At 62.8% G+C, this 26,496-nt stretch carries 26 protein-coding genes; 15 read left to right on the plus strand and 11 right to left on the minus strand.

Annotation, left to right across the window (positions count from 1 at the left end):
* Positions 1-233 precede the first annotated feature (233 nt).
* The 8 genes from CBW24_RS15210 to CBW24_RS15245 form a co-directional block, all read right to left on the minus strand.
* Positions 234-1,115, minus strand: coding sequence for a 2-oxo acid dehydrogenase subunit E2 (locus CBW24_RS15210; protein WP_097374380.1), 882 nt, complete (start codon positions 1,113-1,115; stop codon positions 234-236).
* Positions 1,116-1,120: 5 nt separating this feature from the next.
* Complete coding sequence (locus CBW24_RS15215; RefSeq protein WP_097374270.1) at positions 1,121-2,578, minus strand: NAD-dependent succinate-semialdehyde dehydrogenase; 1,458 nt, start codon at positions 2,576-2,578, stop codon at positions 1,121-1,123.
* 20 nt (positions 2,579-2,598) lie between these two features.
* Positions 2,599-3,891, minus strand: coding sequence for a biotin/lipoyl-containing protein (locus CBW24_RS15220; protein ID WP_097374271.1), 1,293 nt, complete (start codon positions 3,889-3,891; stop codon positions 2,599-2,601).
* A complete protein-coding gene (locus tag CBW24_RS15225; protein ID WP_097374272.1) occupies positions 3,881-4,876 on the minus strand; it encodes an alpha-ketoacid dehydrogenase subunit beta in 996 nt (331 codons plus the stop codon). Before CBW24_RS15225 ends, CBW24_RS15220 begins: the two co-directional genes overlap by 11 nt.
* A 12-nt stretch (positions 4,877-4,888) precedes the next feature.
* Positions 4,889-5,890 (minus strand): thiamine pyrophosphate-dependent dehydrogenase E1 component subunit alpha, encoded by a 1,002-nt coding sequence (locus CBW24_RS15230; RefSeq protein ID WP_088664167.1) that lies wholly within the window; start codon positions 5,888-5,890, stop codon positions 4,889-4,891.
* Between the two features lie 56 nt (positions 5,891-5,946).
* Positions 5,947-7,245 (minus strand): M24 family metallopeptidase, encoded by a 1,299-nt coding sequence (locus CBW24_RS15235; RefSeq protein ID WP_097374273.1) that lies wholly within the window; start codon positions 7,243-7,245, stop codon positions 5,947-5,949.
* Positions 7,246-7,312: 67 nt separating this feature from the next.
* Positions 7,313-8,119 (minus strand): SDR family NAD(P)-dependent oxidoreductase, encoded by an 807-nt coding sequence (locus tag CBW24_RS15240; protein ID WP_097374274.1) that lies wholly within the window; start codon positions 8,117-8,119, stop codon positions 7,313-7,315.
* Positions 8,120-8,146: 27 nt separating this feature from the next.
* Positions 8,147-9,880, minus strand: a complete 1,734-nt coding sequence (locus CBW24_RS15245; protein WP_232530341.1) for an extracellular solute-binding protein — start codon at positions 9,878-9,880, stop codon at positions 8,147-8,149.
* 305 nt (positions 9,881-10,185) lie between these two features.
* On the opposite strand from CBW24_RS15245, the gene CBW24_RS15250 reads away from it, so the two are divergent.
* The 7 genes from CBW24_RS15250 to CBW24_RS15280 all read left to right on the plus strand — a co-directional run bounded on the left by CBW24_RS15250 (position 10,186) and on the right by CBW24_RS15280 (position 17,156).
* On the plus strand, positions 10,186-11,136 hold the full coding sequence (locus tag CBW24_RS15250) for a sugar ABC transporter substrate-binding protein (protein WP_088664163.1): 951 nt from the start codon (positions 10,186-10,188) through the stop codon (positions 11,134-11,136).
* Positions 11,137-11,223: 87 nt separating this feature from the next.
* Positions 11,224-12,021: an SDR family oxidoreductase gene (locus tag CBW24_RS15255; RefSeq protein WP_097374276.1), complete on the plus strand. Its 798-nt coding sequence runs from the start codon at positions 11,224-11,226 to the stop codon at positions 12,019-12,021.
* Positions 12,022-12,161: 140 nt separating this feature from the next.
* Positions 12,162-13,061 carry an ABC transporter permease gene (locus CBW24_RS15260; RefSeq protein ID WP_232530347.1) on the plus strand — a complete coding sequence of 300 codons (900 nt, stop codon included), beginning with the start codon at positions 12,162-12,164 and terminating at the stop codon, positions 13,059-13,061.
* A gap of 15 nt (positions 13,062-13,076) precedes the next feature.
* A complete protein-coding gene (locus tag CBW24_RS15265) occupies positions 13,077-14,078 on the plus strand; it encodes an ABC transporter permease (protein WP_097374277.1) in 1,002 nt (333 codons plus the stop codon).
* Positions 14,075-15,586 carry a sugar ABC transporter ATP-binding protein gene (locus tag CBW24_RS15270; protein WP_097374278.1) on the plus strand — a complete coding sequence of 504 codons (1,512 nt, stop codon included), beginning with the start codon at positions 14,075-14,077 and terminating at the stop codon, positions 15,584-15,586. The genes CBW24_RS15265 and CBW24_RS15270 overlap by 4 nt, the downstream gene beginning before the upstream one ends.
* Positions 15,583-16,452, plus strand: a complete 870-nt coding sequence (locus CBW24_RS15275; RefSeq protein ID WP_232530342.1) for an NAD(P)-dependent oxidoreductase — start codon at positions 15,583-15,585, stop codon at positions 16,450-16,452. Before CBW24_RS15270 ends, CBW24_RS15275 begins: the two co-directional genes overlap by 4 nt.
* Complete coding sequence (locus tag CBW24_RS15280) at positions 16,449-17,156, plus strand: ThuA domain-containing protein (RefSeq protein ID WP_097374279.1); 708 nt, start codon at positions 16,449-16,451, stop codon at positions 17,154-17,156. Before CBW24_RS15275 ends, CBW24_RS15280 begins: the two co-directional genes overlap by 4 nt.
* Before the next feature lie 140 nt (positions 17,157-17,296).
* On the opposite strand, the gene CBW24_RS15285 is transcribed toward CBW24_RS15280, so the two are convergent.
* A complete protein-coding gene (locus CBW24_RS15285) occupies positions 17,297-17,983 on the minus strand; it encodes a fumarylacetoacetate hydrolase family protein (protein WP_097374280.1) in 687 nt (228 codons plus the stop codon).
* A 188-nt stretch (positions 17,984-18,171) separates the two neighbouring features.
* On the opposite strand from CBW24_RS15285, the gene CBW24_RS15290 reads away from it, so the two are divergent.
* The 6 genes from CBW24_RS15290 to CBW24_RS15315 all read left to right on the plus strand — a co-directional run bounded on the left by CBW24_RS15290 (position 18,172) and on the right by CBW24_RS15315 (position 23,244).
* The gene (locus tag CBW24_RS15290; RefSeq protein ID WP_097374281.1) at positions 18,172-18,891 is read left to right on the plus strand and encodes a FadR/GntR family transcriptional regulator; all 720 of its coding nucleotides are present in this window, start codon (positions 18,172-18,174) and stop codon (positions 18,889-18,891) included.
* A gap of 81 nt (positions 18,892-18,972) precedes the next feature.
* Positions 18,973-19,953: an ABC transporter substrate-binding protein gene (locus tag CBW24_RS15295; RefSeq protein ID WP_088664156.1), complete on the plus strand. Its 981-nt coding sequence runs from the start codon at positions 18,973-18,975 to the stop codon at positions 19,951-19,953.
* 90 nt (positions 19,954-20,043) lie between these two features.
* Entirely contained in the window at positions 20,044-20,787 is a 744-nt protein-coding gene (locus CBW24_RS15300) for an ABC transporter permease (RefSeq protein ID WP_232530343.1), read from the plus strand.
* Complete coding sequence (locus CBW24_RS15305; protein ID WP_088664154.1) at positions 20,774-21,571, plus strand: ABC transporter ATP-binding protein; 798 nt, start codon at positions 20,774-20,776, stop codon at positions 21,569-21,571. The genes CBW24_RS15300 and CBW24_RS15305 overlap by 14 nt, the downstream gene beginning before the upstream one ends.
* 3 nt (positions 21,572-21,574) lie before the next feature.
* Positions 21,575-22,327: an ABC transporter permease gene (locus CBW24_RS15310; protein ID WP_088664153.1), complete on the plus strand. Its 753-nt coding sequence runs from the start codon at positions 21,575-21,577 to the stop codon at positions 22,325-22,327.
* Positions 22,328-22,431: 104 nt separating this feature from the next.
* Entirely contained in the window at positions 22,432-23,244 is an 813-nt protein-coding gene (locus CBW24_RS15315) for a sulfite exporter TauE/SafE family protein (RefSeq protein WP_097374282.1), read from the plus strand.
* 4 nt (positions 23,245-23,248) lie between these two features.
* Here CBW24_RS15315 and CBW24_RS15320 read toward each other — a convergent pair whose 3' ends face one another.
* The gene (locus tag CBW24_RS15320; protein ID WP_097374283.1) at positions 23,249-23,602 is read right to left on the minus strand and encodes a hypothetical protein; all 354 of its coding nucleotides are present in this window, start codon (positions 23,600-23,602) and stop codon (positions 23,249-23,251) included.
* Between the two features lie 102 nt (positions 23,603-23,704).
* Positions 23,705-24,490 carry a shikimate dehydrogenase family protein gene (locus CBW24_RS15325; protein ID WP_198405284.1) on the minus strand — a complete coding sequence of 262 codons (786 nt, stop codon included), beginning with the start codon at positions 24,488-24,490 and terminating at the stop codon, positions 23,705-23,707.
* 198 nt (positions 24,491-24,688) lie between these two features.
* Here CBW24_RS15325 and CBW24_RS15330 point away from each other — a divergent pair, with 198 nt between their 5' ends.
* A complete protein-coding gene (locus tag CBW24_RS15330) occupies positions 24,689-25,378 on the plus strand; it encodes a GntR family transcriptional regulator (protein ID WP_097374285.1) in 690 nt (229 codons plus the stop codon).
* A gap of 42 nt (positions 25,379-25,420) precedes the next feature.
* Positions 25,421-26,437, plus strand: a complete 1,017-nt coding sequence (locus tag CBW24_RS15335) for an ABC transporter substrate-binding protein (RefSeq protein WP_088664148.1) — start codon at positions 25,421-25,423, stop codon at positions 26,435-26,437.
* Positions 26,438-26,496: the final 59 nt, after the last annotated feature.

The following is a 26,496-nucleotide window of genomic DNA, read 5'->3' on the forward strand; positions in this document are numbered from 1 at the left end:
AATGATCCAAACACGGTTTGAGAGGGCGTGCAATGGCGTCTGACGTGGCATTGGGCCCGAATTTCGGACTGTTCAGCGTGCCGTCTCACGATGCTGCGTGCCTAGAAACGCTTATAGCCATAGGCGATCGGTGGCCAGCCGCGACGCCGAATGCCGTTATCGTAAAATAGAGATGCCAGCGCTGGTGCTGCCTAAATAGGCAGAACCGCCCGTTTCGCGCCTGAACCGGCCCGCTAGATCAACATCCGGCGGGGGTCTTCCAGCAGCGCGGTCAGGTGCACCATGAATCGCGCCGCGTCCGCCCCGTTGATCACCCGGTGATCGTAGCTCAGATCAAGCGGCACCATGGGCACGGGCAGCGGCGTGTCCCCCTCCCAAACCGTCACGCTTTCGGTGCGGGTAATGCCAAGGATGGCAAGCTCCGGCGGATTGACGATGGGGGTGAAGCCGGTTCCGCCAATGCCGCCAAGGTTCGAGATGCTCATGGAGGCACCACCCATTTCATCGGGTTTGATCTTGCGCGATTGCGCCCGCGTGGCGAGGTCCGTGATCTCAGCGGCGATCTGCCAGAGCCCTTTTTTGTCCGCGTCGCGGATCACCGGCACCATCAGCCCGTGCGCGGTGTCGACGGCGACCCCGATGTGCACATAGTCCTTCAGGATCAGAGTCTTACCATCCGGGGTGAGGGAGGCGTTGAACCGGGGGAAATCCCGCAGCGCCCGTGCCAATGCCTTGACGTGGAAGGCCAGCGCGGTGAGCTTGACGCCCCGGGCCTGAGCCTCCGCCTTCCAAGCCTGTCGCAGGGCGTCGATTGCGCGACTGTCGGCGCGGTCGTGGTGGGTGACCTGCGGGATCAGGGCATTGGCGCTGGCAAGGTTACCTGCGGCGATCTGGGCAAACCGGCTCATCGGGTCTTCGTGCACCGGGCCGAAGGCGCTGTGATCCACGTCCCAATAGATGCTGTCGCCCTGCGCCGTGTGGGCTGCGGGCGCGGGGCGCTCCAGATCTTCGCGACCGATCGTGGTCCGGCCCGCCGTGGCGGCCAGTTGTTCCAGATCGATCCCCTTTTCGCGCGCCAACGCGCGGACGGAGGGCGAAGCCTTGATGTCATCCATACCCATCACCATGCCGCCGAGATGTATTGCGTTTCCATGAACTCGAGCATGCCTTCATGCCCGCCTTCCCGGCCCAGACCCGATTGTTTGGTGCCGCCGAACGGGGCGGCGGGATCGGATACCAGACCCCTGTTCAGGCCCACCATGCCGTAATCGAGCCGCTCGCAGACCTGCAACGCGCGCTTCATGTCCTCGGAAAACACATAAGCGACAAGCCCGTATTCGGTGTCGTTGGCGCGGCGGATCACGTCCTCCACTTCGGTGAAGGTTTGCAGCGCCGCGACGGGGCCGAAGATTTCGTCATGCACGCAGTCGGCGGTTTCCGGCACGTTCGACAACACGGTCGGTGGATAGAAATAGCCCGTCCCCTCTGGCACCGCTCCGCCGCATTCGATCTTGGCGCCCTTGGCCACGGCGTCCGCGACGAACTGCGCGACCTTATCCCGGGTGTCGGCATTGACCAGCGGTCCGACATCGACGGTGGGATCCGTGCCATCGCCCAGCTTCAACGCGGACATGGCGGCGGTCAGCTTTTCGGTAAAGGCCGAGGCCACGTCGCGATGCACATAGATGCGGTTGGCGGCGGTGCAGGCCTCGCCCAGATTGCGCATCTTGGCCAGCATCGTGCCTTCGACCGCCACGTCCAGATCGGCATCCTCGAACACCAAAAGCGGCGCATTGCCGCCCAACTCCATCGCGGGTTTCAGAACCTGATCTGCGGCGGATTTCAGCAGCTTGCGCCCGACCCCCGTCGATCCGGTAAAGCTGACGACCCGCACACGCGGATCGTGCAGCATGTGATCGACCAAGGCGCCGGAGCGGCGCGAGGGCAGCACATTGACCAAACCGGGCGGCACGCCAGCCTCTTCCAGCAGCGGCATCAGCGCCAGCATGGTCAGCGGGGTTTCCGAGGCAGGCTTGATCACGACGCCGCAGCCCGCCGCCAGCGCAGGCGCGATTTTGCGGGTGCCCATCGCGGCGGGGTAATTCCACGGGGTGACCAACACGGCCAAGCCCGCCGGTTTGTGCTGCACCAAGATCCGCGCGCCGGAGGCGGGCGCTTGCGTGATCAACCCGTCGGCGCGCACGGCCTCTTCTGCGAACCAGCGAAAGAACTCGGCGGCATAGGTGGCCTCCCCCATCGCATCCGCGCGGGCCTTGCCGTTTTCCAGCGTGATGAGATGGGCGAAATCGTCGAGCCGCGCGGTCATCAGCTCCCAGGCCTTGCGCAGCACTTCGGACCGCGCGCGCGGGGTGCGCGCCGCCCAGTCGGCCATGGCGCGTTCGGCGGCGTCCAGCGCGGCATCGGCATCGGCAATCTCGGCCGAGGCGACAGAGGCGATGATCGTTTCCGTGGCCGGGTTCAGCACATCGAACCGGGTGCCGTCGGCGCCGGGGCGGAACGCGCCATCGATATAAAGGTCGGTCGGCAGCGGATCGAATTTAGGGTCATGGTACGTCATGTCACGGGTCCTTTGCTATCTCAGAGCAGGGCGCGGAGCGGATGCTCCAGCCGTCCGGCGAAATCGGTCAGAAACGCAAGCGCGGTGGCGGGGCTCATCTGGTCCGGCGCGCATTCCAGCGTCAGACCAACACCGGAGCCGGCCCCAGCGGTCAGGGTCAGCACGGGCGTTGCTTCGGCCCCAAGGCGGAGCGTGCAGACACGGCTGTGCCGCAGATCGCGCAGAAGCAGTGCAGGCGTTGCATCCTCGACCCGCTGCGTCGCCCGCAGGCCGCTGCCGGTCACGGCAAACACCTGTGTCGCGCCGAACGCCTCGACCCCGATGATGACGCGAGCACCCGCAGACAGGCTGCCGCCTGCCAGTGACGCAAGCACAGCGTTCGGATCGGTGATTTCGGCAGTGGTCCGGGCCCAAGCCGTGAAGTCCGTCAGCCCCTCATTCGCGATTTCCGCCGTCAGGTGCAGGCTGGCGCGCGGGGGCGTGGCGCTGGTTTCGGCGGGCTCGGACGGCATCGCCCTTAGCGTTTCGATATCCTTGGCATGGAATGGCTGCGACACGCCTGCGGCACTGAGGCGGGCGAGGTCCAATCCCTGCTCCAGCGCCAATCGCCGCGCTTTCGGGGAGGCGAGGATGCGGCCGGACGGATCGGCGGAGCGGTTCGGTTGTGCCGCTGCCGGTGGGGGCGGGGCGGGTTCCGGGGCGCGATCGGGGGCGGATTTAGGTGGCGTAGGCGCTGCTACGGCCTTGCGCGTGACGGGTGCGGACGGGGCCTCGGGGCTGATGATTGCGATGACCTGTCCGGTGGGGATATCCTCGCCCGGCTCGGCCAGTTGCGCCGCAAGATAGCCGTCGATCCCGGCAGGCACCTCCATCGTGCTTTTGTCGGTCTCAACCTCAAACAGCGGGTCGTCGGCGGCAACCTTGGCGCCGGGCGCGACCAGCCAGCCGATCAGCAACCCGCTGTCCTGCGCCATGCCGAGCGTGGGCATGATGACCTCGCGCCCGTCGGGCAGTTCGCCATCGACGGGGGCAGGGGGCGCGCGCTCCGCATCCGCATCGTTATCTGCGTCATCCGCCGTGGCGGCGATGCGGGCGATGACATGGCCCACGGGCACCTCGTCGCCCGCCTTGGCCGTCACACCGGTCAGGATGCCGTCATGCTGGGCCTCCACCTCCACCGTGGCCTTGTCGGTTTCGACCTCGAATAACAGATCGCCCACAGCGACGGCATCGCCCGGCTGTTTGTGCCAAGTGACGATGATGCCGCTTTCCTGCGCCATGCCGAGAGCGGGCAGGATCACGTCATGCGGCATGGATCATCTCCCCTGCCACAAGCATCCGTGCTTTGGCCGCGACCTGTTCGGGGGTGGGCACGGTGATGTCCTCCAGCGCGGGGGAAAACGGCACCGGCACATCCATGGCGCCCATGCGCAGCACCGGCGCATCAAGGTGGTAGAACGCCTTTTCGTTGATGCGCGATGCGATTTCGCCGGTCACGCCGTAGCTTTGATGCCCCTCGTCCACGACGATGACGCGGCTGGTCTTCCGGGCAGAGGCAAGCAGCGTGGCGTCGTCCAGCGGCACGATGGTGCGCGGGTCGATCACCTCGGCGGAGATGCCGTCTTGCTCCAGCAGCGCCGCTGCCGCTTCGCAGACCTGCACCATGGATGATGTGCCGATCAGCGTGATGTCGGTGCCTTCGCGCTTGATATTCGCCTCGCCAAAGGGAATGAGCAGCTCGCCCTCGGGGACCGGGGCCTTTTCCTGATACATCAGCTTGTCTTCGAAGATCACGACGGGATTGTTGTCCCGGATCGCGGTTTTCATCAGCCCCTTCGCCTCATAGGCAGAGGAGGGCATCGCGACCTTAAGCCCCGGAATATGGGCGACGAGCGCGTGCAGGGACTGGCTGTGCTGCGCGGCGGAGCGGCGGGTGGCGCCGAGATTGGTGCGCATGACAAGCGGCACGTTCAGCTTGCCGCCCGACATGTAATGCGCCTTGGCCGCCTGATTGCAAAGCTGGTCCATGATGAGAAAGATGAAATCCCCGAACATCAGGTCCACCACCGGGCGCGCGCCGGTGAGCGCGGCCCCGACGGCCATCCCCATGAAACCCGGCTCGGAAATCGGGGTGTCGATGACCCGGTCGGTGCCGAATTCCTCGACCAGACCGGACAGCACCTTGAACGGCGTGCCAGCCTCAGCGACGTCCTCGCCGATGATGAACACGGTGTCGTCGCGGCGCATCTCTTCGGCCAGCGCTTCGTTGACCGCCTGTGAAAGTGTGATGTCTCGCATAGGTATACCCCCTCAGGCGCAGGCGTGGGTGATGTCGGTAAAGACATGCATGTCGACTTCGGATTGGTCGGGGTAGGGGGCGGCCAGCGCATACGCCACCGCCGCCTTGGCATCGTCTTCGACCTCGGCGTTCATGGCGTCGATATCGGCCTCGCTCGCGACGCCCTCCTCGATCAGCCATGCCCTGAAGCGGATGATCGGATCGCGGTTTTCCTTCCACTCCTTCTCTTCGGCCTTCGAGCGGTAGTACTCCCGGTTGATGTCGCCGACATGGTGGCCGTGATAGCGATAGGTCTTGAGTTCGATGAAGAACGGCCCTTCGCCCTTGCGCGCGCGTGCCAGCAATTTCTGGGTCAGCGCGTTGACCGCCAGCACGTCCTGCCCGTCGACCTGATGCGCCTCGATGCCGAACGCTTCGGCCCGCGCGGTGATCGAGCCGGCAGCGATTTCTTCGGTCTTGGTGTATTCCGAATAGCCGTTGTTTTCGCAGGCATAGATCACCGGCAGCTTCCACAGGGCGGCCATGTTCATGACCTCGTAAAGCAGCCCCTGCGCGGTCGCCCCGTCGCCAAAGAAGCACACGGTGACATCATCGGATTTCTGCAATTTGGCGCGCAGCGCGGCGCCGGTGGCGATGCCCATGGAGCCGCCGACAATGGCATTCGCGCCGAGGTTGCCGTGGCTTTGATCGGCGATATGCATCGACCCGCCCTTGCCCCGGCAGTAGCCTTCCTCTTTGCCCAGCAGTTCGCAGAACATCTCTTTGTAATTCGCGCCCTTGGCCACGCAGTGCCCATGGCCGCGATGGGTCGAGGTGATCTTGTCCTCGTCGGTCAGCGCCTCGCAGATGCCGACAGCGACGGCCTCCTGCCCGGAATACATATGTGTCAGGCCGGGCATCTTGGCCGACAGATACAGCTGGTTTGCGTGGTCCTCAAAGGTGCGGATGCGGACCATCTGGCGATACATGCGCAGATAGTCCTCAGTGTTCGAAGTCTTCTTCGCAGCGCTCATGTGTTCTTGTCCTTGGAAACAAGTCGGACCGCGTCAGGCCCGCGCGGTTGCAGGGATCAGTATCGGTTGGCGATGGGCAGATTTTCGGCGGGAAAGAGCGAGATGACCTCGCACCCGGTCTCCGTCACGACGACCTCCTCCTCGATCCGCGCGGCGGAATAGCCGTCGGTGGCGGGGCAATAGGTCTCCAACGCAAAGACCATGCCGGTCTTGATCTCCATCGGGTGATCCATCGACACCGCGCGGCTGATGATGGGCCGCTCATGCAGCGCCAGCCCCAGCCCGTGACCGAATTGCAGCCCGAACGCGGCATCCTCGTTGGGAAAGCCGAAGTCTTCGGCCTTAGGCCAGACGGCGGCGACCTTATCGGTGCTGACACCCGGTTTGATCATGGAGATTGAGGCATCGATCCATTCGCGCGCCTTGACGTAGGCATCGTTCTGCGAGGGCGTTGCGCGGCCAATGTTGAACGTGCGGTAGTAGCAGGTGCGATAGCCCTGATACGATTGCAAAATGTCGAAAAACGCCTGATCTCCGGGCCGGAATAGCCGGTCGGTGAAGTTATGGGGATGTGGATTGCAGCGTTCGCCGGAAATGGCGTTGATCGCCTCCACGTCGTCCGAGCCCATTTCGTAAAGCATCTTGTTGGACAGGGCGACGATGTCATTCTCGCGCACGCCGGGTTTCAACTCCTCGTAGATCATGTGGTAGACGCCATCGACCATCGCGGCGGCCTGCGTCAGCAGCTGGATTTCGTCCCAGTTCTTGATCTCCCGCGCGGCCAGCATGATCTGCTGCCCGTCGACGACGTTCAGGCCTTCTTCCTGCAGCGCATGGAACATGGCGGTTTCGGCGTAATCGACGCCCACGGGCATATCGGCCATGCCCGCATCCCGGATGAGCCCCGCGATCTGTTTGGCATATTTGCGCATCAGGCCGAATTCAGGCGGGATCGTTCCCCGCATCCCGACGACGCCCGCCAGACAATGATCCGGCTCCAGCCAATCGGCATAAAGCTTATGATGCTGCGCGGCTGAGCCGAAATCCCAGACATAGGGGGAGTCGTCCCCAGTCAGCAGGCAGAAGCGGCACATTTTGTCCCGCTCCCACTCGCCGATCTTCGTCGCGCTGACATAGCGGATGTTGTTGACGTCAAACAGCAACAGGGTGCCCGCATTCGACGCCTTCAGCGCCTGCCGGGTCCGGGCAAGCCGGTAGCGGCGCAGGCGGTCATGGTCGATCCGGCGTTCGAAATCGACCGAGGTATGACCCCAGGCGGGCAGCTTTTCGCGCCACTCCCAATTGGGTTCAAGATCCTGAGGCGTCAGAAGGTTCGGCATTAGCGCGCGGGACATGGGGGCTCCTTCCGGGTGCCGGACGACACCCGAGGTTTGAAAGTAATTATTGTCGGGATTCAGTGGCTTACTGGATGCACCAGCCGCCATCGATATGGATCATCTGACCCGTCATGTAATCGCTATCGGGGGAGGCGAGGAACGCTGCGGTGCCACGCACGTCCTTGGGGTAGGAGACGCGTTTGATCTGCAGGGCGTCGCGCACGATGTCCTCGTAGGCTTGGCCCTCCTTCTCCTTGAACCCTATGTCGACAAGGTCCTTGTCCAACTGCTCCCACAGCGGCGTGACGACCACACCGGGCGCATAGCCGTTGACGGTGATGTTGTGCTCCGACAGCGCCAGCGCGCCGCAATGGGTCAGCGCCAGACAGCCGTATTTCGAGGTGCAGTAGACGGTGACATCGATCAGCGGCTTGCGCGACGCGATGGAGCCGACATTGATCAGCTTATAGGGGTAGTCCCTCTTGCCCTGCGCGATCATCTGCTTGGCGGTTTCCTGCATGCCAAGCCACATCGCCTTGGTGTTCACGTTCATGATGAGGTCCCAATTGTCCTCATCGATATCCATGAAGAACCGCGGCTTGTTCAGGCCCGCATTGAACAGCCCCACATTGATCTCGCCGAAGGCATCGACGACGGCGGCGACGGCGGCGGCGTTGTCCTCGCGCTTGGTCACGTCCATCTCAACGGCGATGGCTTTGCCGCCGCCGCGTTTGTTGATGCTGTCGGCCATATCCTGCGCTTCGGCGCGGTTCAGATCGCCTAGACACACATTGGCGCCCTGCTCGGCGAAATGTTCCGCGTTCGCCGCGCCCATGCCGCGCGCGGCACCGGTGATCAGAATGTTCTTACCTTTCAGGCGTTCTGCATCCATGTGTGTCTCCTCCTCAGATCATGGCGATCAGGTATGTGATCGTATCAGGGCGTCGGCGCGGGCCTGCGCACGCGCGAGCGCCTCGCGCGGGGTGATGGTGCGCCGCAGCATGTCGTGAAATTCCTCGCCGCAGATCTGCACCAGCCCGGCGTTTTCGGGCACCGGCGGGCGCGGCCAGAATTGCAATTCGTCCCGCCACGCCATGCCGTCCACCGCCTCGAAAATGGGGGAGCTGCGCCGCACCTGCGGGTCGGCGGCCACGCAATAGCGCGGGTTGGTCCGGCTGCCGTTTTGCACATAAAGTTTCTGCGCCTCGGGCGAGGTGAACAGCGTCAACGCTTCCACCGCCGCCTCGCGCCGCTCAGGCGACAGGTTGGCGGGGATGCCCATGACATAGCCGCCGACCGGCGCAACCGGCGTGGCGCCGGGGCCTGCCGGATGCGGCAGATAGCCCGTCTGCCCAAATGCGGGGGAGGTCTCATCCAGTTCGAAATACGGTGCCAGAAGCGTGTAGCCATAGGCCATCGCGACCGTCCCTGCGGCATAGGGGCGGACCCGCTCATACCACGACATCGACAGGATATCGGGGGGCGAATACTCAAGCAGCTCCATCATGAATTCGGCGGCCCGCAGACCCGCTTCGGTGTCGATCGTCGCGCGGTAGTCTCCGCCCGCCAGATGATCGGTGCCGAACCCTCCGGCGACACGAGGCAGGTTCAGCACCGGCTGCCCGAAATCCGCCATCGTCATCAAGACCGTAGTGCCAAGAGCCGTGCCCCGCGCCGCATTCCACGCGATGCCGTAACGGCCCTTGCGCGGGGTGTGGAACACACGCGCCGCGTCAAGCAATTCGTCCGTCCGCGTCGGCGGCAGCAGGCCCGCCTCGGCAAACAGGTCGCGGCGATAGAACAGCAATTCCGGCGTGGTCTGTGCGGGCACCCCATAGGCGCGGCCTCCCCAATGCGCGGCCTGCCACCCGGCGGGATGGAAATCGGCCGGGTCGAGCCGGGCGATATCCATTACCTCATCGAGCGGCAGCAACACGCCACTCTCGGCGAACTCCCCGATCCACGGCAGGTCGACCGCGATGATGTCGTAACGGCTGGTCGGGCGCTCGGCGTTGCGCAGGGCCTCTTCGCGCAGGCGATCAATGGAAAACGCGCGCTGGCTGATCGGCGCGCCAAGGTTCTGCTCGAATTGGCGTTTCAGGTTTTCCATGACCATAAAGGTCGGATCGCCATGAACCAGAACGCGCAAGCCACCGGAAATCTTTAGCAATTCTGAGCGAACGCTGAGCGGCGGGATGGTCTGCCCGGCGGTATAACTACCGCCAAAGTAATAATCGCTGGCGGTGGCGGGGTCGCCTGCATCGCCGAAATGCTGTTTCGACAGGCGCCGGATGCGGTCGGACAATTGCATCCATTGTGAAATGAGTTTTTCGCTGGGATGCAGGGAGAAACTTCTGCCGCTTTTGGTGCGTGGGCGTTGCTCGATCAATCCGGCGTCGAGCATATCCTTCAGCCGTCGGTTCGCCGTTGCATAGGGCACCCGACTGGCATCGATCAGCGAGGTGGGCGTCACGGGTTTGCCGTCCAGATGCCCTTGCAGCAGATGCATCGACATCCGCAGCCGAGGGTGCGGTGCCATCAGATTGCCGGTGTCTTCTAATTCATCGGCGAGGCTTTCCAGATAGGTCAGGACCACACGCATATCGGCCTGCTCATGATGCAGGGTCTGCTGGGTGAAATCCTGTCCTCTCATTGCATACATCGTCTTGTCGGGGCTCACTGCGTTGCGCTGTCCGGGGTGCGCCATTACTCGTACCAATTTGGATAATTCAGACTCGTTCACCTTGGCGCTCCTTATGGTTGTCCATTCTGATAGTTGCCCGATATGGCGAAAAAATCCATTTTGGAGATATGATTGTTCAAAACGGATAATTTGTTTGCATCTTTGCGGACAAAGCACAGGCATTTTCAGCTTCAGTCGACAGAGGCTCTGGACGCTGCACATTGCGCAGGCGATCCCCTGCCCTGACTGAGACTGGTTACTCTGGGAGGAGAAAAATGAAACTTTTCTATACACTTGCCGCGACCACCGCGCTTGTCGCAGGGGGCAGCGTTGCGTCCGCCGAGGCGATGAAGATCGGCATCACGCAGAACAACGTGGGCGTCGACAGCTATCAAACGACCTATGAGAAGGCCTTCATCGCCGCGGCCGAAGAAAACCCCGATGTCGAGGCCGTGGTGCTGGACGCCGGTGGCGACGTGGCCCGCCAGATTGCCCAGGTCGAAGATCTGATCCAGCAGGAAGTTGACGCAATCATCATCTGGCCCACCAATGGCGAGGCCGTGATCCCCGCTGTGCGCAAGGCGCATAAGGCCGGCATCCCGGTCATCGTGACGAATTCCAATATCGCCGAAGCCGGTTTCGATTTCGTCGCGTCCTTCTCGGGGCCCGACAACATCACGCAAGGCGCGCGCTCCGCCGAGATCATGTGCGACAAGTTCAAGGATATGGGCATCGCCGAGGAGGCGAAGGTCGTCCACATCACCGGCCAGCCCGGCTACACGACCGCGATCGAGCGCGCCAAGGGGTTCGAGGATCGCCTGCCCGAAGTTTGCCCCAGTGTCACGATCGTCGACACCCAGCCGGGCGACTGGAACCGCGAGAAATCGCAGCAGGTGATGGAGGCCTTCCTCGTCAAATATGACGATATCGATGGCGTCTATGCCGGGGATGACAATATGGGGGTGGGCGCGTTGAACGCCGCCAAGGCCGCGGGCCGCGAGGGCATCATCTTCGTCGGGGCCACGAACTTCTCCGTCGGGTATGAGGCGATGGGCGCGGGCGAATACTGGGGCTCGATCTATCAATCCCCGGTCGATGACGCCGAAGCGGCGCTTCAGACGGCCATCGACGTGCTCAACGACAAGGACGTGCCGTTCCTCAACTATTTCGACACGCCGAAGATCACCCAAGACAACATGGGCGATTACACCAAGCCCGTGTTCTAGGGCGCCTCCCAGGCCGGGGCGCGGGATCGTATCTGCCGCGCCCCGCGCCGATCCTATTTCGGAAATTCGCGCAGGGGAGGGCGTGGCATGGGACGTTTATCCGGCAAGGTTTGTATCGTGACCGGGGCCGCGCAGGGCATTGGCCGTGCGATTGGCGAGGCGTTGCTCGATGAGGGCGCGCAGGTCTGTTTCGCGGATATCAACGGCGACAAGGTGGCCGAGGTCGCCACGGCGAACCGCACCCGTATGGGCGGGCGTGCCGCTGCGGTGACATGCGCGCAGGTCGATGTGACTGACCGCGACACGGTGCGCGCCATGATCCGCCATACCGTGGACCGCTTTGGCCGGCTGGACGTGATGTTCAACAATGCCGGCGTCAACAAACCCATGAATTTCATGGATGTGACGGAAACCAACTGGAATTTCATCATGGGGGTGAACGGCCTTGGCTGCCTGATCGGCATGCAGGAGGCCGCCCGCCAGATGATCGCGCAGGGCAACGGCGGCAAGATCATTAACACGGCCTCCATTGCCAGCAGGCAGGGGTTCGATAATGTCGCGCCGTATTGTGCGTCGAAATCGGCGGTCATCTCGCTGACGCAGGCCGGGGCGCGGGGACTGGCCCGGCATGATATCACCGTGACCGGCTTTGCCCCCGGCGTGGTGGCCACGGAAATGTGGGAGCAGGTCGATCAGGATCTGATGGAGATCGGCGCGGCGGAGCGACCGGGTCAGGCGATGGAGGAGTTTTCCTCTGACATCCTGAAAGGCCGCGTCGCGACGCCCGGCGACATCACCGGCACCACGACGTTTCTGGCGTCGAAGGACAGCGATTACATGACCGGTCAGATCGTGATGATCGACGGCGGGATGACACTGGTTTGACCGTCCGGGCGGGATCAGACCACCGCGCGCAGGCGGCTGCGCAGACCGGCCTAGGGAGGGAGGGGACAGTGACGCTGACCAAACACAAGATCGGCAGCATACTGGCGAAACAGGGCATCCTGATCGCGTTTGCGGTGTTCATGATCGTGTTCACCGTGGCCAATCCGAAATTCCTGACGCCGGACAATGTGCTGAGCGTCGTGCGCTCCTCCGCCATCCTCGGCGTGATGGCGCTTGGCGTTACGTTCGTGGTCATCAGCGGCAATCTGGACCTGTCGGTCGGGTCGATGATGTCGTTTTCAACCATCGTGGTGCTGGACCTGCACGATAAGATCGGCCCGGGTCTGGCGATCCCGGCGATGTTCGTGATGACCTTGGCCCTGGGCGCGCTGATCGGCATTCTGGTCGGCTATCTGAAGCTCAATTCCCTGATCGTGACGCTTGGCATGCTGTCTGCCATCCACGGGCTGACGCTGACCTATTCGGGCGGCAAAAACATGGATGTGGCAGATAAGGAAAGCACTTGGATCGGCGTATTCGGTCAGGGCGATGTGCTGGGCTTCCCGGTGCCGATTGCGCTTTTCGTCGGGCTGGCGGCGGTGCTGGGGCTGGTGCTGTCGCGCACCCCGTTCGGGCGCAAGGTCTACGCGGTCGGCGGCAACGGCACCGCGGCGACGTTTTCGGGCATCCACCGGGCCCGGACCGTATTCTTTTGCTACCTGATTTCAGCGGGATGCGTGGCCACGGCGGGTTTGATTCAGGCAAGCCGGTCGCTTGGCTCACAGAACACGGTCGGGCAGGGGATGGAGCTGGAGGTGCTGGCGGCGGTCATCCTTGGCGGGGCGTCTTTGCTAGGCGGATCGGGCACGATCTTTAAAACCGTCATCGGGGTGCTGATCCTCGGATTTATCCAAAATGGCCTGCTGATCCTCGGGCTGCCATTCTACGTCCAGTTCGTCGTGACATGGATCATCATCATCCTTGCGGTCTGGCTCGATATCGCGGCCAAGCGGGGCAAGCTGTTGTCCCCCATCGCGTGAACGAAAGGACAGATCATGCGGAAAAGTTCACTGATCAAATCCCTGAAAGGCGGCGCGATCTGGGGCTTTGTCGTGCTGGAGCTGGCGTTCTTCTCGGTCGCGGGGGAATTCCTGTCGCTGTCTGACAAAGCGTTCATGGATTACGAAAACATGATGCTGCTGCTCAAGCAGTCCGCCCCGATCGGCATCATCGCCATGGGCATGACCATCGTGATGGTGAACGGCAATATCGATCTGAGCGTCGGCGCGACGTTCGCGATTTCGGCGATTGTCCTGCTCGACAGCCTGACATGGCCGATCTTTGCCGGGCTGGGCGATTGGGTGATCCCGGTGTCATGGCTTCTGGCACTTGCCGCGGGCACGGTGCTGGGGGCGCTGAACGGGGTCATCGTCTGGAAGACCGGGGTCGATGCCTTCATCGTTACGCTGGGGTCGATGCTGGGGTTTCGCGGGATCGTGTTCATGTTCAACGGCGAAAACCCGACCAGTCATTTGAACTGGACGCTGGTGGATTTCGCCGAGGCGGAGTTTCTGGGCCTCGCCACCGCGACATGGTTTTTGCTAGGCGTGACGCTTGCGATCTGGTTTCTGATGGCCCGCACGGTGCATGGGCGCAACGCCTATGCCATCGGCGACAATCGCGAAGCTGCGGTCAATGCGGGCATTCGGGTCGGGCCGCATATGACGATCAATTTCGCGATCATCGGCTTTCTTGCCGCGCTGTCGGCGGTGGTCTTCTATTCCGAAAGCGGATCGGTCAATCCCAATGACGGGCAGCTCTACGAGCTATGGGTGATTACTGCGGTCGTGCTGGGCGGGACCAAGATCACAGGCGGGGCGGGCAGCGTTATCGGCACGTTCGGCGGGGTGATCGCGATCCAGCTTCTGCGCAAGGGGCTGGGCCATATCGGTGCCGACACCTCAACCGTGAACTTTGTGATCGGGCTGATCCTCATTGCGGTGCTGATCCTCGACCGGCAACTCAACATCAAGGGCAAGCAGGAGCTACGCGTATGACCCGTCCAAATCCAGTTCTGCGGCTTGAAAATATCGTAAAGACCTTTCCCGGCGTGCGGGCGCTGGACGGGGTGTCCTTTTCTGTCATGCCGGGCGAAGTGCATGCGCTGATGGGGGAAAACGGCGCTGGCAAATCCACGTTGATGAAGGTGCTCGGCGGCATCCATCAGCCGGACGGCGGCTCCATTTATATGGCCGATGAAAAGGTCAGCATGACCGGCCCGCTGGAGGCCAAGGCCAAGGGCATCGTTTTCATTCATCAGGAACTGAGCCTTGCGGAAGAGTTGAGCGTTGCCGAGAACATCTATCTGGGCGAATTGCCACGGCGGTCCTTTGGGCGGGTGGATTGGGCCACGCTGTACGACAACACCAACGCCATCCTCAAAAAACTGAATGTGGGGTTCGATGCCACGCGGCGGGTGGGGGATCTGTCGATTGCCAACCAGCAGATGGTCGAAATCGCGCGGGCGCTGACGGTCGATGCCAAGGCGGTGATCTTTGACGAGCCGACCGCGTCGCTGACCGATGCCGAGAAGGTCGTGCTGTTCGAGGTGATCGCCGATCTGCAGGCCGATGGGGTCGGGATCGTCTATATCTCGCACCGGATGGAAGAGATTTTCAAGATCACCGACCGCGTGACCATCCTGCGCGACGGGCAGTATCAGGGCACGGTCAACACGGCGGACACCACCGAGGAGGCCGTGACGCAGATGATGATCGGGCGCAAGCTGGACCTGAGCCGCAATGAAACGACCCATGATCTGGGTGACGTGGCGCTGGAGGTGCGCAACCTCAGCTGCGGCGCGCTGTATCGGGATGTCAGCTTTCAGGTGCGCCGGGGCGAGGTCGTGGGGTTTTACGGGCTGGTTGGGGCCGGGCGCACCGAAATCGCCGAGACGCTGTTCGGCCTGCGCGCCCCCTCGGGCGGGGAGATTTTGCTGGAGGGCGAGGCCGTCACGATCAGCTCTCCCGCTGATGCCATCGCGCGGGGCATTTCGCTGGTGCCGGAGGATCGCAAGGGACAGGGGCTGGTTCTGGGCATGAATTGCCGGGACAACATGACCTTGCCACAGGTCGGCGACATCAAGACCGGCCCCTTCGTTGCCGAAGGCGCGGGCATCGCCATTTTCGATCACTACCGGGAGAAGCTCGACATTCGCACGCCCAGTTGGAAACAGCAGGTCGGTCATCTGTCCGGAGGCAACCAGCAGAAGATCGTGATCGCCAAATGGCTGTCGATGCATCCCAATGTGCTGATCGTGGACGAACCGACGCGCGGCATCGACGTGGGCAGCAAATCGGAGATTCACAAACTGCTTCGCGCGCTGGCCGCACAGGGCTACGCGGTCATGGTCATCAGTTCGGAAATGCCCGAGGTGCTGCATGTCGCCGACCGGATCGTGGCGATGTATTCGGGGCAGATCATGCGCACATTCACCTCGGACGAGGTGACGGAGGAAAACCTGATCCAAGCCATTTCGGGACTGTCGGCGGAGAAGGTGGCATGATGCGCGTCGGATTTGCCGGATTGGGCCGGATGGGCGTGCATATGGCCCGCAATCTGATCGCCGACGGGCACGAGGTGACGGTCTGGAACCGCAGTGCGGAGAAAGCCCGCGCATTCGCCTCTGACACAGGCTGCGGCGTGACCCGCAGCCTCAGGGATCTGGCGACGGATCGCGATGCCGTCCTGACGATGCTGGCCGATGACAGCGCGTCCGAGGAGGTGCATTTCGGGTCTGATGGGCTTTTCGCCGGGCAGGGCACGGCGGCGTTCATCGAAATGGGCACGATGAGCCCCGACCATATCCGGCAATTGTCGGAGGCCGCCCCGGCAGGGGCCTGCGTGATCGATGCGCCGGTTTCGGGCTCCACCCCGGCGGCCAAGGCGCGGGATCTGCTGATTATCGCGGGCTGTGATGCGGCGACCGCGGCCCCCTACATGCCGCTGTTCGATGCGATGGGACGGCAAACGATCTGTCTGGGCGAGGTGGGCGCGGGCGCGGTCATGAAGCTGGCGGTGAACACCCTGATCCACGGCATCAACCAGACCTTGGCGGAGGCGATGACGCTTGCCGGTGCGGCGGGGATTGATCCGACACGGGCCTTTGACGTGATCGAAGCGAGTGCTGCCTGCGCGCCGATGCTGAAATTCCGCCGACCGCTCTATCTCGACCAATCGGACGAGGTCACGTTCACCGTCTCGCTTGCCCGCAAGGATATGGAATTGGCCGCGGCCCTGTCAGCGACCTATGGCGTGGCCATGCCGCAGGGCGACGTCACATTGCAAATGCTCAAGGCCGCCGAAGCGGGCGGATTGGGGGCGCAGGATATGGCGGCGGTTCTACGCTACATGAGGGATTTGAAATCATGAAAGCCGCACTTTTCGTCGGTGGCTGGGAAGGCCACGACCCGACCGCCTTTGCCGACTGGTATCGCGATCTGTTGCTGGCCAACGGGTTTACCGTCGATGTCTATGACACGTTGGAGCCGTTGGAGCGGCCCGGCGATCTGGCGGATCTGGACCTGATCACGCCGATCTGGTCGTCCGCCCGCTCCGGCCACCGCGAAGAGTTCGGCAATATGACTAAAGCGCAAGAAGACGGGCTGCTGAAGCTCATCGGTGACGGCTGTGGCATCGCGGGTTGGCACGGGCATATGGGCGACGCGTTTCGCGACAGGCCGACCTATCATTTCCTGATCGGCGGCCAATTCGTCGCGCATCCGCCCGGCTGGCCCGATAACCTCCAGCCTGCCGAGGATTACATTGATTACGACGTCACCATCTGTCGGCCCGATGATCCGATCGTGCAGGGCATCCGCAGTTTCCGCCTGAAATCGGAGCAGTATTACATGCTGGTGGACCCGTCGAACGAGGTTCTGGCCACCACGACATTCTCCGGGGACCATCTGTGGTGGATCGAGGGCACGGTGATTCCGGTGGTGTGGAAACGGCGCTGGGACAAGGGCCGGGTGTTCTATTGCTCGATCGGGCATGAACTAGCAGATCTGAAAACGTCTCAGGTGACGGAGATCATCCGCCGCGGGGCGCTCTGGGCGGCACGGAGTGCGGTCTAGCGCGCGCGTCCTAAGTCCGGTGCATTAAAGCTCTGGTAATCCATCTTATGTAATTTTTAACCGCGTCGCCTGACGACCAACGTTACAATGCAAAACGGCCCCTTTACGGGGCCGTTTGTCTGTGTGCTTGTGGCGCGGCCTTAGACCACTTTCACGTCCATCGAGCCCAAGCCTTCGACGCTGATGGTCATGGTGTCGCCCTTCTGGATCGGGCCGACACCGGAGGGCGTGCCGGACAGGATCACGTCGCCGGGGGCAAGCTCGAAATATTCCGACAGGTAGGAGATCATTTCCGGCACTTTCCAGATCATCTGGTTCAGGTCGCCTTCCTGCTTCACCTCGCCGTTCACCTCCAGCGTGACGCGACCGCTGTCGAGATGGCCGACTTTGCTTGCGGGGTGAATCGGGCCGATCGGGGCGGAACGCTCGAACGCTTTACCGATCTCCCACGGGCGGCCCATCTTCTTGGCCACGCCTTGCAGATCGCGGCGCGTCATGTCGAGCGACAGCGCATAGCCGTAGACAAGGTCCATCGCGTCGTCGATGGCGACGTTGACGCCGCCCTTGCCCAGCATGACGGCCATTTCGACTTCGTAGTGCACGTCCTCGGAATGCGGCGGATAGGGAAATTCGCCCGACGGATCGAGGTTATTGGGATTTTTCTGGAAGAAGAACGGCGGCTCCCGATCCGGGTCATGGCCCATCTCGATGGCGTGGGCGGCGTAATTGCGACCAATGCAATAGACGCGGCGCACCGGGAACAGCGCGTCCTCACCCGCGACTGGCAAGCCTGTTATCTCAGGCTTATCAATAACATACTCCGACATTCTTTCCTCCTCATGGATGCGGTATCGCCCAAGGAGTAGCGCAGGTTTCGCAACCAATCAATCTGGATTAATCCGGTTTATCGAGATTATTCTTCTTGAACTGGCGCATATTTCGGCAATACTCGACTCATTGGCCGCGATAAGGCCATATTGGTTGACCAATTGACGCCCCGAACAAAGGTGACAGGATGTCGCGATATGCCGCCCCCGGACTAGCTGGCCTGAAGGCCTATATCGCCGAGGGAGATTTCGGACCCGGTGACCGGCTGCCGCCCGAACGGGTGCTGACCGAAACGCTGGGGATGAAGCGCGCCACCCTGCGCCGTGCGCTCGACGTGCTGGAACAGCAAGGCGTGATCTGGCGCCATGTAGGCAAGGGCACGTTTCTGTCCGAGGCCGCCGATGACGCGCTGCGCAACGGTAAGGCCGAGCCCGCGGCGAATAACACCGTGCCCTTTCCCGGCAATATCAACGACATCGCCCGCCAGTTGAGCCCGGTGAAAATGGTGCGCGCCCGGCTGTGTCTGGAACCCGCCATTGCCCGCGAGGCCGCGATCAACGCCTCCGCCGCGGCGGTAGGCCGGATCGAAGAGGCGGTGCGCGGCTGCGAAGAGGCGGAGGATTGGGCAGGATACGAGGCATGGGATGACGAATTGCATCAGGCCATCGCCGAGGCGACAGACAACCCGCTTCTTGTGTCGCTGTTCTTGCAGGTCAACAATCAGCGGCGCGGCGTGGCCAATCGCAATGTCGTGCGCGCCACCGAACGCCCGCCCCGCACCCATACCAGTTTTGTAGAGCACCGGACCATCGCCAGTGCCATCGCCGCCCATGATCACACTTGGGCGCATGATGCGATGCGGCGACATATCGGTTCGGTCTCCGCGCGATTGTTCGGAGAAATCTGAACGATGATCCGGCGGCCCTGCTTGGAGGAGGGGGCCACCCGGAGACAACCAGTCGAATTTGATCTTACAGGGAGGAAGATTATGAAGACGTTTCTGAAATCCGCGACCAGCCTGGCTGCCGGCGCAATCGTCGCCGTGACGCTGCTGAGCCCCGGCGCAGCGGCCGCCGACACCGTGAAAATTGCCCTTGCCGAAACCCCGTCCGACGAGCTTGCCGCGTTCTTCGTGGCGCTGGACCGGGCCAAGGCCGAAGGCCTGGATTACGAATGGACCGCCTTTTCCGACGAGGAACTGGCCATTCAGGCTGTGCTGAGCGGTCAGATGGATATCGGCTTTGGCACGCCCTATTCCGCGATGCAGCGCTCGAAAGCTCCGCTGCGCATCATCTATCAGCTGTCGAAGCTGAAATTCTTCCCAGTCACCACCAAGAAATACAGCAAGCTCGAAGATCTCGACGGGGAGCCGATCCTGCTGCATTCGCGCGGCGGCGGCACCGACTCCATCGCCAACGTGATCGAGGATCGCATCGGCATCACCTTTGGCAGCCGCTCCTATGTGCCGGGCTCGTCAAACCGGGTGGCCGCGCTTATGGGCGGGCAGGCCGATGCCACGATCATCGACTTGTCGAACACGAACAAGCTGATGCGCGGCCCGGCGGGCAAGGATTTCAACGTGCTGGACCTGTTCGAGGTAGAAGCCAGTGACGAGGCGCTGTTTGCCAACCTCGACTGGATCGAGAACAATTCCGAAGACGTTCAGATTTTCGTCAATGCACTGCTGAGCACTTATCAGGACATGGCCGAAGACCCGACCGTGATCCGTCGCGAAACCAATCCCGACGGCCCCATCGGTCAACTGCCGCCCGCCCTGCTGGAAGGTCTGGACGAGTTCTATTCCGACGCGGTCGAAGCCGGGCTTTACAGCACCGATGGCGGCGGCGCACGGGCCGCGCAGGCGGATCTGGAATGGTATTCCGCCGCAGGTCAGCTTGATGGCGATCCGGCGACCATGAACATCGAGGACTTCTGGTATCTCGAACCGTTGAAGGCCGCGCAGAACTGATCTGCGCCCGGACGTCGCGGGCGCAAGATCCGCGACGTCCTCTCCTTCAACTTCAAGGACCGAGGACACCAGATGGCGAACCGATCGCTTATGCTCAAACTTCTTTCTGCGTTCCTGATTTTCGGCGCGTGGGAAATCGCAGGCCGCATTCCGGTCAGCTATGCATTTCCACCCTTCAGCGAAGCCATGATTGCCTTGGGCAAGCTGGCGCTCAACGGGGCCCTGTGGGTCGCCTACGCTGAAACCCTGAAACCTCTGATCGTCGGCGTGGCCATTTCTACGGTGTTCGGGATCGGACTTGGCGTGTGGATCGGGCTTAGCAAGTTCTTCGACTGGCTGGTCTCGCCGATCTTCATCGTCATGCAGTCCGCCCCGCTGGCCGCGCTGATCCCTCTGTTGGTCATGGCCTACGGCATCGGCCTGACGTCGAAAGTGTTCGTGGTCTGCATCATGGCCATGCCCGTGATTGTGCTGAACACCGCCGGCGCGGTGCGCCACACGCCCGAAAATATCAAGGCGATGTGCAAATCCTTCATGGGCACCCGCCGCGACATGCTTCTGAAGATCATCATTCCCGCGGCCTCGCCGCTGATCTTCTCGGGGCTGCGGCTCGGCGTGTCGGCCGGGTTCATCGGCGCCATCCTGTCGGAGTTGAAGATTACCCCCACCGGCGTCGGCGACATCATCACCTTCAGCCGATCCATCGCCGACTATCCCAGCATGTATGCGGCGATCTTTTCGATCATCGTCTTGGCGGTTCTGTTCCTGAACCTGCTGGAGCGGACGGAAAAACAACTATTCAAAGGAAATGACCGTGGCTATGTCTCCGATTAAGCAAGTGTATGAAACCCCCGAGCCGGTTCAGGACATTGCCGTCTCCACTCGCAACATCTGCAAAAACTACGGCGAAGTCGAAGCGCTGAAGGACATGACCCTGGAATTTCCGCGGGGACAGTTGACCTCGCTTCTGGGGCCCTCGGGCTGCGGCAAGACCACGCTGCTCAAGATCATCGCAGGCCTGCTGGAGCCGACCTCGGGCGAGGTGACGGTCAACGGCAAGCCGGTGAAGGGACCGGGCGAAGACCGCGCATTCGTGTTTCAGGATTTCGCGCTGCTGCCGTGGGCGACTGTCCTGCGCAACGTGGCCTTCGGGCTGGAATTGCGCGGCGTCGCCAAATCCGAACGCGAGGCCATCGCGGAGAAATACATCCGCGAAGTGGGTCTGGCCGGGTTCGAACACGCCTACCCGCATGAGCTGTCCGGCGGTATGCGGCAGCGGGTCGGACTGGCGCGTGCCCTGTCCGTCGATGCGCAGGTTCTGCTGATGGACGAGCCGTTTTCGGCGGTCGATGAACAGACCCGGCGTAAATTTCAGGAAGACCTGCTGGGTCTGGTTCAGAACGAAAAGAAGACGTTCATCTTCGTCACCCACTCGATCGAGGAGGCGGTCTACGTCTCCGATCAGATCGCGATCCTGCTGCCCCGCCCGTCCCGCGTGTCGGAAATCATCCGCCCCACCGGGTTCCGCAACAAGTCAGCCGACAGCATCCGCCGCGATCCCGAATATCTCGACATCGTCGACGATATCTGGGCCTCGCTGCGCAGCTATGTGGAGTAACGCATGAAGATTTTCGGATACCAACTTCCGGCCCTGTCATCGCTGTTGCTGTGGGGGCTGCTTTGGGAAGTCATCGGTCAGCTTGAGCTGACATTCTTCATCCCGCCGCTGAGCGAGGTGATCGAAACCCTGCTGGAGATCATCACGACCTCCAGCTTCCTGACCGCGCTGCGTGAAACCGCCTATGCCTTTGGCGCCGGAGTGTTTTTTGCGGTGGCGATCGGGGTTCCGGTGGGCATCCTGATGGGGCGGTCCCGGCTGCTAGACGAATTGCTGCTGCCGTGGGTCAACGTGTTCCTCAGTGCACCGCTCACCGCGCTGGTTCCGGTTCTGATGGTGCTCTTCGGCTTCGGCATGAAATCGATCATCATCACCACGACCTTGTTCGCGATCTGGATCATCATCCTCAATTCGCGGACCGGCGTGCGGCAGATCAACCGCTCGATGGTGGAAATGGCGCGATCCTTTGGGGCGAAACCGTTCGATGCCTTCTACAAGGTGTATTTCTGGGCGGCGCTGCCCGAAATCCTTGGTGGTGTCCGCATCGGCATCATCCGGGCGGTGAAGGGCGTCATCATCGGGCAGCTGCTGATCTCGATCGCGGGGTTCGGTGCGTTGTTCGAACTCTACTCCACCAACTTCCTGATGGCACATTTCTGGGCTGTTCTGCTGGTGCTGTTCGCCATGGCGTTCACGATCTCGGAATTCCTCGGCTATCTGGAGCGGCGCGTCGCCTATTACGCGGCCAACCGCTGATACCCCAACCGGTCCCTGTCATGGGGGCCGGTCTTGCATGACCCTCCCTGCGTCGGTGCGGCGGGACGCCCGCCCTGCCCGGCCGAACCATCGGACCCAATTTCATGACAGACCTCATCACGCTGGCCATCGGCCTTGCTCTGGCCGGGGTGCTTTCCGGCTTCCTTGCGGGGCTGTTCGGCATCGGCGGCGGCGCGATCCTCGTGCCGATCCTGATTACCGCGTTTCCGCTTCTGGGCGTCGATGCCGCCATCACCGCGCATATGGCGGTGGGCACGTCGCTTGCCATCATCATCCCTACGGCGTTCCGCTCCTACATCGTTCACCGCAAGAAGGGCGCGGGCAATGCCGAGATGCTGCGCGACTGGGCGATCTGGGTGCCGCTGGGGGTTATCATCGCGTCGTTTATCGTGGGCTATGTGTCGGGCGATGTGCTGCGCGTGGTATTCGCGGCGGTTGCGCTGGTGATCGCGGTCAAGATGCTGTTCAACCGCGCCAACTGGGTCTTTGCACGCGATCTGCCGCCGCGCCCGGTGACCAACGGCGTGGGATTTGGCATCGGGTTTCTGTCGACCTTCATGGGGATCGGCGGCGGCAACCTCAACAACCTGTTCATGACCAGCTTTGGCCAGTCGATCCATCAGGCGGTGGCGACCTCCGCCGGGCTGGGTATCCTGATCTCCATCCCCGCCACGGTCGGCTATATCTATGCGGGCTGGGGCCATCCCGATCTGCCTGTGGGGTCGCTGGGATATGTCAATCTGCTGGCGGCGGCGCTGGTGGTGCCGTTTTCGATGCTGGCCGCGCCGTGGGGGGCCCGTGTGGCCCATGCAATGCCGGCCCGGCGGCTGGAAATCGTGTTCGGCCTGTTCCTGCTGGTCGTCATCGCGCGCATGGTCGCGGATGTGGTGATGTGATCCGTCAGCGCCCGCGCAGCGCATCGGCCGGAAACAACCCCTCCGCGGCGCGCGCGTCGGTGTCGGAGGTCGCGGTGTCGGGCGTGTCCCGCTCCGGCAGGGGCGTCGTTTGCGACATCGCGGCGTCAAGTTCGTAAAGACTGCCCGCGAAGATCCGGCTGCTGCCGAAATCCCCAAAGGGCGCAGCGGCGCGGCGCAGCGTCAGCCAGCTGCCTTCATCCACCCATGCCGACAGATCGCGCGCATATTCGGGAAAGCGGCGCGCGCGGTCGAACATGGCGTCCAGCAGGGCCGCCGCACGGCCATCGGGGGTGACCTCCTCGCGAAGTCTGCGGATTCGGGTCGCTCGGTCATGCAAGGGTTGATGCTCCGTGAGTGCGGGCGCATCGGATAGCCGGTCGCCGCGCGAATGTTTAGACCCGCCGCCACGGAAATTACGGGCCTGCGCCGGGATTTGCGCTTAACCAAGCCCAAGGAACTGCCGCATCCTGTCCGCCTGCGCGGCGGCCATGTCGGTGCCACGCACGACGCGCCGCCCCAACGCGCGCGCCTGTCGCAGCAGCGCGGTTTCGGCGGGATCGGTCAGCGCGTCAGCCACACAGTCCGCCGCGGCGATCAACGGGGCGTCAAATGGCGGCGGCGCCATGCCGGGGCTGCCAGCGGGTGAGGCATTGATGAGGACGTCTGCGCGCTGGGGCAAGCCGGTCGTCACCGTCGTCCCGCCCAGATCGGCCAATTGCCGGGCCAGCGTGGCGGCGCGGGCGGGGTCGCGGTCTAGGATCGACAGGAGCCGGGCACCACGGCGCACCACCTCCACCCCGATGGCGCTGCCCGCCGCCCCTGCCCCGCAGATCACCACATCGGCCTTTGCGATTTCGGCGCCGGTCTGGGCTATGGCGTCGAGCATCCCGTGCCCGTCGAACATCTCTCCGGCAAAGCCGCCATTGGCGGTCTTGCGCACGGTATTGGCCGCGCCCAGCAGCGCCGCCGCCTCGCCCAATTCATCGCAGATCCCGGCGAGGGCGGCCTTATGCGGAATCGTCGTTAGAAAACCCGGCACGTTATCGGCCATCCGCACCCATTCGAAAAAGGCCGGAAGCCCCGCAGGGGGCAGATCGATCGGTACGCATACGGCGTCCTGTCCCCGCGCGGCAAACACCGCATTCCACAGCGCAGGCGTCGCGACCTGAGCCACCGGATGGCCAAGGATCGGGATGACGCGGGTCGCGATCATATTGGTTTCCATGACAAAATTCTCCTCCAACGACGAATATCGACAAGTCCCTTGACGGATATAATCGAACACTTCTAAAAATGTTACACGTTTTTGCAAACCACTCACGAACGGCGGGTCTTGTCGATCCGTCCTGCCACAATTCCGCTTCGCCATCACTTCGCCACGCATCGCGCGTGGCACCACCACTCACCCACAGGGGTCCGGCCAATGTTCACCCGCAAATCTGCCGCTCGAACCAGCGAAACGGTCGTATCCGTGCTGGCCGCGACGCTGCGCAAGGACATTGCCTTTGGCGAATTGCCCCCCGATGCGAAGCTGAAGATCGAAGACCTGCGCAGCCATTATGGCGGCTCGAACCATTCGGTGCGCGAGGCGCTGACCTTGCTGGCCTCCGAAGGGCTGGTCGAAGCCTCCGCACAGCGGGGGTTTCGCGTGGCCTCGGCCACCGAGGAGGACCTGCGCGACATCATCCGCATGCGGGCCGAATTGGAGCCGCTCGCGCTTGGCTGGTCGATGCGCCATCCCGATGTGGATTGGGAAGGGCGCGTGATCGCCGCGCAGCACGCCGCCGACCGCGCGACCGATGCCTTGCTGGCCGATCCCGACGGCGCGGTCATGATGTGGGACGAAGCCGGGCGCGCGCTGCATCTGGCGCTGATATCGGCCTGTGGCTCGCCCCGCATGATCCGCGTTCTGACGCAACTGCTCGACCAGTCCCGCCGGTTCCGTCTGGCGGCGCTGCGCGAGGGGCTGTGCGACCCGCGTGAGATCCGCCGCCTGCGTGGCGAGATCATCACCGCCATTCTGCATCAGGATATCGAGGCCGCGACCCGGTTCCTGATCGCCGACATTCGTCATGACCTGAGGGAGGCGGCACCGCCGCGTTCCGCGGACTGACATCACTGCCCCGTTCGGGGCCGCTCATGGGAGGAGACACGAATGAGCACCTTTACCCGCAGATCCACACTTGGCCTGATGGGCGGCGCGCTGGCCACGCCGTTCCTTGTCCGGTCGGCCCGCGCCGGCACGGCTGTCAGCGTCGGCGCGCTGCGTTTCGTCAGCCATGCACCGAGCTACATCGCGCAGGAGCGCGGCTATTTCGCCGAGGCCGGGCTCGATGTTGAATTCGATTTCTTCGAGGCGGCGCAGCCGATGGCGGTGGCCATCGCGTCCGGCGATACCGGCTATGCCATGACCGCGATTTCCGGCGGGCTGATTTCGCTGGCCGAGAAGGGCGTGACCAAGGTCATCGGCGGCGCGCTGTCCGAGGAGAAAGGCATCTCCGGTCAGAAAATCCTCGCCTCCAACGCCGCGTTCGAAGCCGGGCTGAAAACCCCGGCTGATCTTGACGGTCGCAGCTTTGGCATGACGCAGGCTGGCTCGTCGTTCCATTACATGGGCTCGCGCATCGCCGCCGCCGAAGGCGTGTCGCTGAAATACAAGCCGCTGCAAAAAACCGGCGCGGTGATCGGCGCGATCAAGTCGGGCCAGATCGATGCGTGGTCCATCGTGCCCCATATTGCCAAGCCGCTGGCCGATGCCGGGGCCGTGCAGATCATCGGCGAAGTGGCCGATTACATCCCCGACTATCAGGTCACGACCGTCTTCACCTCGGCCAAGACCGCAGAAAATGAGACCGAGCAGACCCGCGCCTTCCTACAGGCGCTGTCGCGCGGTGCGGCGGATTTCAACGCAGCGCTCATTGACCAGACCGCCGATGAGGCCGAGCGCGAAGCAGTGATCGCCCTGCTCGCCAGCTACGTCTACCCCGATCGCAGCCTCGAAGACGCCCGCGACCCCATCGTCAACGGCGCGATGCGCATCAACGCCGACATGGCGCTGAACCGCAATTCCGTCATGGACCAGCTCGATTGGTTCAAATCCGAGGATCTCGTCAAATCCTCCATCAGCTACGAAACGCTGGTGGACGAAAGCTACGTCGACATCCTGTCCTGACCCGGTCGGAACGGCGTCGCGGGAGGTCCGCGGTCGCCGTTCCGCAAGCCATTGGAAGT

It is taken from the genome of Pacificitalea manganoxidans, from assembly GCF_002504165.1.
In the GTDB taxonomy this organism is placed as follows: Bacteria; Pseudomonadota; Alphaproteobacteria; order Rhodobacterales; family Rhodobacteraceae; genus Pacificitalea; species Pacificitalea manganoxidans.

Coding starts and splice junctions, on each gene's coding strand:
- CBW24_RS15210 (WP_097374380.1), bottom strand. CDS start 1,115: ATGGATGACATCAAGGCTTCGCCCTCCGTCCGCGCGTTGGCGCGCGAA.
- CBW24_RS15215 (WP_097374270.1), bottom strand. CDS start 2,578: ATGACGTACCATGACCCTAAATTCGATCCGCTGCCGACCGACCTTTAT.
- CBW24_RS15220 (WP_097374271.1), bottom strand. CDS start 3,891: ATGCCGCATGACGTGATCCTGCCCGCTCTCGGCATGGCGCAGGAAAGC.
- CBW24_RS15225 (WP_097374272.1), bottom strand. CDS start 4,876: ATGCGAGACATCACACTTTCACAGGCGGTCAACGAAGCGCTGGCCGAA.
- CBW24_RS15230 (WP_088664167.1), bottom strand. CDS start 5,890: ATGAGCGCTGCGAAGAAGACTTCGAACACTGAGGACTATCTGCGCATG.
- CBW24_RS15235 (WP_097374273.1), bottom strand. CDS start 7,245: ATGTCCCGCGCGCTAATGCCGAACCTTCTGACGCCTCAGGATCTTGAA.
- CBW24_RS15240 (WP_097374274.1), bottom strand. CDS start 8,119: ATGGATGCAGAACGCCTGAAAGGTAAGAACATTCTGATCACCGGTGCC.
- CBW24_RS15245 (WP_232530341.1), bottom strand. CDS start 9,880: ATGAGAGGACAGGATTTCACCCAGCAGACCCTGCATCATGAGCAGGCC.
- CBW24_RS15250 (WP_088664163.1), top strand. CDS start 10,186: ATGAAACTTTTCTATACACTTGCCGCGACCACCGCGCTTGTCGCAGGG.
- CBW24_RS15255 (WP_097374276.1), top strand. CDS start 11,224: ATGGGACGTTTATCCGGCAAGGTTTGTATCGTGACCGGGGCCGCGCAG.
- CBW24_RS15260 (WP_232530347.1), top strand. CDS start 12,162: ATGATCGTGTTCACCGTGGCCAATCCGAAATTCCTGACGCCGGACAAT.
- CBW24_RS15265 (WP_097374277.1), top strand. CDS start 13,077: ATGCGGAAAAGTTCACTGATCAAATCCCTGAAAGGCGGCGCGATCTGG.
- CBW24_RS15270 (WP_097374278.1), top strand. CDS start 14,075: ATGACCCGTCCAAATCCAGTTCTGCGGCTTGAAAATATCGTAAAGACC.
- CBW24_RS15275 (WP_232530342.1), top strand. CDS start 15,583: ATGATGCGCGTCGGATTTGCCGGATTGGGCCGGATGGGCGTGCATATG.
- CBW24_RS15280 (WP_097374279.1), top strand. CDS start 16,449: ATGAAAGCCGCACTTTTCGTCGGTGGCTGGGAAGGCCACGACCCGACC.
- CBW24_RS15285 (WP_097374280.1), bottom strand. CDS start 17,983: ATGTCGGAGTATGTTATTGATAAGCCTGAGATAACAGGCTTGCCAGTC.
- CBW24_RS15290 (WP_097374281.1), top strand. CDS start 18,172: ATGTCGCGATATGCCGCCCCCGGACTAGCTGGCCTGAAGGCCTATATC.
- CBW24_RS15295 (WP_088664156.1), top strand. CDS start 18,973: ATGAAGACGTTTCTGAAATCCGCGACCAGCCTGGCTGCCGGCGCAATC.
- CBW24_RS15300 (WP_232530343.1), top strand. CDS start 20,044: ATGCTCAAACTTCTTTCTGCGTTCCTGATTTTCGGCGCGTGGGAAATC.
- CBW24_RS15305 (WP_088664154.1), top strand. CDS start 20,774: ATGTCTCCGATTAAGCAAGTGTATGAAACCCCCGAGCCGGTTCAGGAC.
- CBW24_RS15310 (WP_088664153.1), top strand. CDS start 21,575: ATGAAGATTTTCGGATACCAACTTCCGGCCCTGTCATCGCTGTTGCTG.
- CBW24_RS15315 (WP_097374282.1), top strand. CDS start 22,432: ATGACAGACCTCATCACGCTGGCCATCGGCCTTGCTCTGGCCGGGGTG.
- CBW24_RS15325 (WP_198405284.1), bottom strand. CDS start 24,490: ATGGAAACCAATATGATCGCGACCCGCGTCATCCCGATCCTTGGCCAT.
- CBW24_RS15330 (WP_097374285.1), top strand. CDS start 24,689: ATGTTCACCCGCAAATCTGCCGCTCGAACCAGCGAAACGGTCGTATCC.
- CBW24_RS15335 (WP_088664148.1), top strand. CDS start 25,421: ATGAGCACCTTTACCCGCAGATCCACACTTGGCCTGATGGGCGGCGCG.